At 67.4% G+C, this 7,325-nt stretch carries 5 protein-coding genes; all 5 read right to left on the bottom strand.

Annotation, left to right across the window (positions count from 1 at the left end; genetic code table 11):
* Positions 1 to 162: 162 nt before the first annotated feature.
* Positions 163 to 1,266 (bottom strand): phospho-N-acetylmuramoyl-pentapeptide-transferase, encoded by a 1,104-nt coding sequence (mraY, locus tag WAW85_RS16055; RefSeq protein WP_422560587.1) that lies wholly within the window; start codon positions 1,264 to 1,266, stop codon positions 163 to 165.
* A 67-nt stretch (positions 1,267 to 1,333) separates the two neighbouring features.
* Complete coding sequence (locus WAW85_RS16060) at positions 1,334 to 3,448, bottom strand: UDP-N-acetylmuramoyl-L-alanyl-D-glutamate--2,6-diaminopimelate ligase (RefSeq protein ID WP_422560590.1); 2,115 nt, start codon at positions 3,446 to 3,448, stop codon at positions 1,334 to 1,336.
* A 110-nt stretch (positions 3,449 to 3,558) separates the two neighbouring features.
* Entirely contained in the window at positions 3,559 to 5,397 is a 1,839-nt protein-coding gene (locus WAW85_RS16065; RefSeq protein WP_422560588.1) for a peptidoglycan D,D-transpeptidase FtsI family protein, read from the bottom strand.
* Positions 5,398 to 5,419: 22 nt separating this feature from the next.
* Positions 5,420 to 6,244, bottom strand: a complete 825-nt coding sequence (locus WAW85_RS16070; RefSeq protein ID WP_422560589.1) for a hypothetical protein — start codon at positions 6,242 to 6,244, stop codon at positions 5,420 to 5,422.
* Complete coding sequence (gene rsmH, locus WAW85_RS16075; RefSeq protein WP_422560591.1) at positions 6,241 to 7,257, bottom strand: 16S rRNA (cytosine(1402)-N(4))-methyltransferase RsmH; 1,017 nt, start codon at positions 7,255 to 7,257, stop codon at positions 6,241 to 6,243. Before rsmH ends, WAW85_RS16070 begins: the two co-directional genes overlap by 4 nt.
* Between the last annotated feature and the right edge of the window lie 68 nt (positions 7,258 to 7,325).

The raw sequence follows: 7,325 nt of genomic DNA on the forward strand, positions 1-7,325 counted from the left end.
GTCGGGGAGTGAGCCTGGGTCGTTCTGCTCGTCGCGCTCAGTCACCGCCCCATCGTCCCCTGTGACCGGTGTGACTGCTGGGATCTGTGTGGCGTGTCGCCCAAACCCACCGCGCCATGCCGACGACGCGCCGAGTCACGCGCTAGCACCCGGCTACGCGGACTACCGCCCGGAGACCCACTCACCGTAGAAAAGGCCGAGGCCGAGGGCGCAAGAGATCGCCGTGAGCAACCAAAAACGGATGATCACCGCCGTCTGGTCCCAACCGCCAAGCTCGAAGTGATGATGGAAAGGCGCCATCCGGAACGGGCGTTTACCGGTGGTCCGGAAGGAGACCACCTGAATCACCACGCTCGCCGCCTCGGCAACGAACAGCGCACCGATCACGATCATCAGCAGCTCAGTGTGCGTGGTGATCGAGAGACCGGCGACGACGCCACCGAGGGCAAGCGAACCAGTGTCCCCCATGAAGATCTTCGCCGGGGCGGCGTTCCACCAGAGGAAGCCCAGACACGCCGCCGCGGCGACCATGGCCACTAACGCGAGGTCGTGCGGGTCGCGAACCTGATAGCAGGTCGCGCTCGCCGTGGACCCAGCGTCGTAGATCCCCGCACGGACGTTGTCGCACGAGTGTTGGTCCTGCCACATGGTGATGAGGACATAGGTGCCCATCACCATTGCCGTCGAACCCGCCGCCAGGCCATCGAGACCGTCGGTGAAGTTCACTGCGTTCGACCACGCATACACCACGATCCAGCAGAAGACGACAAAGCCGATGCCGGTGAGCGTCACCGCCTCGATGTCCCGCACGAACGACAAATGCTCGCTAGCCGGCGCGCGGCCCTTGTCGTTGCGGAACTGCAGCAGCAGGACGCCGAACACCACCGCAACACAGAGTTGTGCCAGCGACTTCTGCGTCTTGTTCAGGCCGAGGTTGCGGTGCCGAGCAAGCTTGACGAAGTCATCGAGAAAGCCCACCAGGCCCAGCCCGGTGGCCAAACCGAGAACGAGCAGGCCCGACGCGGTGGGTCCGCCATCGCCGCGCGCCCAGCTGAAGATATACGAACCGAGGTAACCGATCCAGATCGCCAGCAGAATCGCCACGCCGCCCATCGACGGCGTACCGGCCTTCACCTGATGGCTGGCCGGTCCGTCCTGTCGGATCTCCTGCCCCCAACGCCGACGCGAGAATTCTCGGATCAGTACGGGCGTCAGCAAAATGGCGACAGTCAGCGCGATCGCCCCGGCGATCAAAATCTGAGTCACGGCGTGCTACCTCCGTCGTCCATCGGCGCCGTTCGCGGCGACCGAGTGATGACCCTAGCGTGTGCGCTCATCGCACGACCACACCGACGTCGATCGCCGGATCTCCCGCCCAGACCGCTTGCACCGATCGCACCAGGTCAGCGCTTCCGGCGACGAGCACCAGATCACCAGCTCGGGGAACCGCCGGAGTTCCGGACCTGTCGGTCAGAAGCGCGACCAGTTCGGCGACGGTAGCGAAGAAACCGGCCTCCTCGCCCCACGAACCCTCCATGATGGCGCCCTGATACAACGCACGGACAGCACGCGTGTCGCCGACGGCCAGGGTCTGGTCGACAGCCAGTCGCACCGCCTGTCGGCCCAGCAGATCGTGGACCACACACCGCGCATCCTCGTCGTCACCGGCCTCGCGAAGCTCGCCGAAAATCGCCCAGGTTCGACGGCTCGCGGTCTCGTCCGTACCTGGTTCGCGATGGGCGCTACCGATGCCCAGCTCGGCCGCCGCGGTCACCGCGGCACGCAGCAGCCCACGCGCCTGCGCCACCGAGGCGTCGGTGGCCGCGAACACGGTGAGTTCCGGTGGCGCCAACTGTCGCGCGGTCAGTGCGGCGGCAAGCACTTCGCGATCGTCGAACGGGTACTTGTGCCCGGCGATCTCCTGGCCGGTCTCGTGACCTTTTCCGGCAATCACCACCGCGTCACCAGCACGCGCCCAAGCAACGGCATCGGAAATCGCGCGCGCCCGGTCCCCGATCACGCGAATCTCGGCGGCCCGGCGCTGTGTCGCCGGTACCGATTTGGCTCCGGCCGCGACGGCGGCGCGAATGAGTGCCGGTTCTTCGCTGCGCGGATTGTCGTCGGTGACGATCACCAGGTCGGCCCCGCGCGCGGCGGCGGCGCCCATCAGTGCCCGCTTCTCTGTATCCCGGTCACCACCGGCACCCAACACCACCGCAAGTCGCCCCGGCACGCCGTCAGTGCCGCGCTCGGACGACTCATCGCCGTGCACCGATGCACGCAGCGTGGTCAGCACTGCTTCCACGGCGGCCGGCTTGTGCGCGTAATCGACGACGGCGAGGAAATCCTGTCCGCAGTCAACCTGCTGCAGTCGCCCAGGTACAGCCACCTCGGCGAGGCCACTGATCGCCGTTGCCGGATCGATACCGGCGGCGGTGGCCAGCCCGACCGCCAGCAGGGCATTGGCCACGTTGTACGCGCCCGGAAGCGGCACCGTCAGCACGTGCTGGGCCCCGTCGGGCCCGCTGATCACGACGCGCTGCGACCCCACCCCGGAGCCGACCCTTCCGACCACCGACCACCCACTGCCCGATCGCCCACTGCCCGATAGCCCACTGCCTGCGGTGGACACCGTTTCGCAGCGCTCGGCACTGGCCTGCGCGATCTGGGCCATCTGCACACCCCACACGTCGTCAACGCAGATCACTGCGGCGGCGGCATGCACCGGTGACCCCGCATCGAAGAGCCGCGATTTCGCGGCGAAGTAGTCGTCCATCGTCGGATGGAAATCGAGGTGGTCCTGGGACAGGTTCGTGAAGCCGCCGACCGCGAAATTGGTTCCGTCGACGCGGCCGAGGGAGAGCGCGTGACTGGAAACCTCCATGACAACGGTGTCGACGCCCCGCTCCACCATCACCGCGAACAGACGCTGCAGGTCCGGGGCTTCCGGGGTCGTCAACGAGCTCGGCACCCGCTCGCCGTCGATCCGAATCTCCACGGTGCCGATCAGTCCGACGCTGCGCCCAGCGGCGCGCAAGGCGGCCTCGGTCAGGTACGCCGTCGTCGTCTTTCCGGACGTACCGGTGATACCTATCAACGTCAGGCGTGCCGACGGAGCACCGTAGACCCGCGCCGAGATCGCTCCCAGAACGGCGCGCGGGTCGTCGTGCACCAGGACGGGAATCGACTCGGTGGCTCGTTCGCCACGCACCAGACGCAGTCCATGCGCATCGGTGAGCACGGCGACCGCGCCGCCAGCGATCGCCGCGGCAGCGAACTGGGCTCCGTGGCTGGTGTTCCCCGGGAGGGCTGCGAACAAGTCACCCGGTGCCGCGTCCTGGGCGCGCAACGTCACCCCGAGGACCGAGCGGTCGTCGCCGATCAGCTCGGCCCCGGAAAGTTCGGCGAGCGTCGTAAGCTCGGCACCTACCGGGTGGGCGGGCCGCATGGGAAGTTGCCGGATACTGTCGGCCACGCTGCTCGACCCCCTTCTGGACATGGATCGCGCAGAGCTGCCGCGATCACCTTCGCCCTACCTTAATGCCCGGGGCCGTTCGATTAAGCTTCCAGCTTCACCCGCGGGGCGGCGACCGCCGAGTGCGGCACCCGCTCGTGCTGGAGCAACCAGGCCCCGATCGTGCCGAACAGCGGCGAGGCCGATTGGCCACCGCTGCCGTCGGAGCTGCGCACCGGGTTGTCGAGCATGAGACCGACGACGTAGCGCGGATTGTCCGCCGGAGCGATCCCCGCGAAGGTGATGTTGTAGCTCGACTTGGAGTAACAGTTGCACTCGGGGTCGACCTGCTGGGCGGTGCCGGTCTTGCCTGCAGTCTGGTAGCCGGCGATCGCCCCCTTGGCGCCGGTGCCGTTCTGGACGCCCATCGGATCGTCCTGCATCACCGCGCGGAACATGTCTCGAACCGTGCGCGCGGTGCCCGCGCTCACCACATGAACCGGTTCGGGCGTACTGAAGCCGGCGCCGTGCGCCAACCCGTCGCCGACCATAATGCGAGGCGGTACGCGAACGCCGTCGTTGGCGATGGCCTGGTACATCGACGTCATCTGCAGAAGTGACATCGACAGCCCCTGACCGATCGGCAGGTTGGCGAACGAACCACCGGACCATTGACTCAGGGCAGGCACGCTGCCCGCGCTCTCAGCCGGCAGGCCGATGCCGGTGCGCTGGCCGAGACCGAAGGCACCCAGCATGTCGGCAAATCGCTTCTCCCCCACCTGCTGCGCGAGCATCAGGGTGCCGACGTTGGACGACTTTCCAAAGATTCCAGTGGTCGTGTACGGCGCGGTGCCGTGCTCCCAGGCATCCTTGACGGTGACGCCAGCCATCTGGATGGAGCCGGGCACCTGGTGCACTGCATCGGGGGTGGTCAATCCGTATTCGATCGCGGCCGAGGCGACGACCAGCTTGTTCACCGATCCGGGTTCGAAGGGCGAGGTGACCGCGCGGTTACCGAGATCGGCGGTGCGCTGCTGGTCCAGTGGCAGCGAGGCGTTGAAGGTGTTGTCATTCGCCATCGCCAGCACTTCGCCGGTCTTGGCGTCGAGCACCACGGCCGAGGCGTTCTGCGCGCCTGACGCCTTCTTCGCAGCATTGACCTGCGCCTGGACGAACCACTGAATGTCCGAATCCAGCGTCAGCTTCACGGTGCGGCCGTCGATCGCCGGGTGCACGTTGCGTTTGCTGCCCGGGATCACCGCGCCGTCGGAGCCGCGGTCGATGGTCTCAGCGCCGTCCATACCGGCCAGGATGGGGTCGAGCGAGGACTCCAGTCCGATCAGTCCGTTGCCGTCGAAGTTCACGTCACCGACCACGTTGGCAGCCAGCGAGCCGCCCGGATAGATGCGAATTGACTGGGGATCAGCACCGACCTCGGGAAAATCAGTGGTAATACGGGCGGCCGTCTCTGGGCTGACCGACCGCGCCAGGTAGACGAACGCGTCGTCGGAGGTGAGCTTGGCCAACAGGTCGTTCGCTGAGATCGAGCCACCGAGTCCGCTGGAGACTCCGTCGGCGATCTGCTGGAGACGAGTGTCGACGGTGGGCAGGTCCGGGTTTTTCTGGTGCTCGGCAGTGATCGCCTTGCGCACTGCGCGCGGCAGGAAGGTCAGGGCCCGGGCATCGCCGGTGTAGGCCAGCGGCCGACCATTCCGGTCCAAGATCGCACCGCGTTTGGCGTACAGCGTCACCGTATCGGCACGCTGTTCGGCCGCCCGCGCCGCCAGGTTCTCCGAATCAATCACGTTGATCCAGACGAGCCGACCGGCGACGGCGGTCGCCAGGAGCAGCGCAAAGACGGTGAGCAGCCGGATCCGTCCCAGGAAGCGGCGCGGCCCAAGAGCACCGCCCGCCGGGGTACTGCCAGTCAAGGAATCGGTCATGGTCTTTACATTTTCCCTTCGACTAGCGTGCGGTCGCAGTATTGCGCCGCGGCGTGGCGGCACCCTGCGGGAGCACATTCGGTTCCGGTTTCGGGTTCGCCGCTTCCGGCAGCGGGAGCGCAGGCACGGCGGCCGCGGGATTTTGCCCGTCGGCGGCCGCAGGTGGATTCCCCGCGGCCACGGCGGTATCCGGGGTCGGTGTGGCTGCCGCTGGCGGCGGTGTGCCGCCGAGGCCGCCGGAGTCATCGACCTTCGAGGCGTCGATCTGCGAGACCGGGTCCGGCGCCGGATTGAGCGAACCCAACCGACGACCCTGCGCCTCGGTCAGGGCTCCCTGTAGCCGCCCCTTGCCGTCGGCACCCACCACCAGATGCGCCGCCGACGTCGCGGGAATCATGCCCAGCTTGGCAGCTTTATCAGCAAGCTCGGGTGCGGAGTCTCCGGAATCGGCGGTGCGCTTGAGGTCGTTGCGCTGTTCGGTGAGGATCTGATTCTGCTTTCGGAGTGATTCGAGTGCGTACGAGTCCTGCGCCGACTTCGTCGACAGATACAAGGTCACCCCGAGTGCCGCGATCACCAGGAGCACAATCGGCACGATGAACGGAACCCGGGCAAGTCCGGTGAACACGCCCGACGGCGTCGTCGGGGCGGGGCGGCGCGCGGTCCGACTCGAACGTCGCCGCGATTCGGTGCTGGCCGACCGCTCGGTCGCCGACCGCTCGGTCGCCGACCGCTGGGTAGCCGGACGCTGGGTGGCCGACCGCTGCGACCTGGTGCCGGGCGCACTCTTGGTCGCCGTACGCGCCGGACGACGGCGCGTCGCGGGACGATCATCGATGAGCGTCACTTCTGGCCCCCCATGGCTCCGTCGGCAATTCGTTCAATAGCGCGCACACGCACTGGGGCGCTGCGCGGATTCTCCCGTCGCTGCTGTTCATCAGCCTGTTCGGCACCTCGGGTGACCAGAACGAACTCCGCGGCCGTATCTGGCAGGTCGATCGGCAGGCCAGCCGGTGTGGTGTTGCGGACGGCCCGGGCAAAGTCCCGTTTGACGATCCGGTCTTCCAACGACTGGTAGCTCATGACCGCCAGGCGGCCACCGACTCGCAGTAGCCCCAGCGCGTCCGGTACCACGGCGCGTAGCGAATCCAGTTCCCGGTTCACCTCGATGCGCAGTGCCTGGAAGGTGCGCTTGGCCGGATGTCCGCCGGTCCGTCGGGTGGCCGCCGGGATCGTCGCATACAACAGTTCCACGAGTCGGCCGCTGGTGGTGAACGGCTCCTGTTCCCGGGCCCGCAGAATGGCCGAAGCGATCTTCCCGGCGAACCGCTCTTCCCCGTACTCGCTGAGCACCCGAGCCAGCGAACCGTGGTCGTAGGTGTTGAGGATGTCGGCGGCGGTGAGCGAATCGTCGGCGTTCATCCGCATATCCAGTGGCGCATCCACGGCGTAGGCGAATCCGCGGTCAGCCTGGTCGAGCTGCATGGACGAGACACCGAGATCCAGTAGGATGCCGTCGACGCCAGCCACTCCGGTCGCTGCGGCGACCTCGCCAATCTCGTCGTATCGCGCATGGTGCAAGACGACGCGGCGGCCGAATGGCGATAGCCGCGCCCGCGCGGTGTCGAGCGCATTGGTGTCCCGGTCGATGCCGTGCACGACGAGGCCGGGCAGCCGGGTGAGGAAGTATTCGGCGTGTCCGCCAGCGCCGAGGGTGCCGTCGATGAGGATCGCGCCGGTGCCGGCCGGGTCGGTCCGGGTGAGTGCTGGCTCGAGCAACTGGTACATGCGCGCGGCCATGACCGGAACGTGGCCGTGTGCATCAGGGGCGCCGTTGACTGGGCGGGAAGGTTCGGTCATCGCCTCAGTCCTGTCTGTCGTGGCTGGCGGTTTGAGAACGGAAACTGCGGTGAGGCGGGGTCCCCGCC

This window comes from Gordonia sp. (in: high G+C Gram-positive bacteria), assembly GCF_049299075.1.
In the GTDB taxonomy this organism is placed as follows: Bacteria; Actinomycetota; Actinomycetes; order Mycobacteriales; family Mycobacteriaceae; genus Gordonia.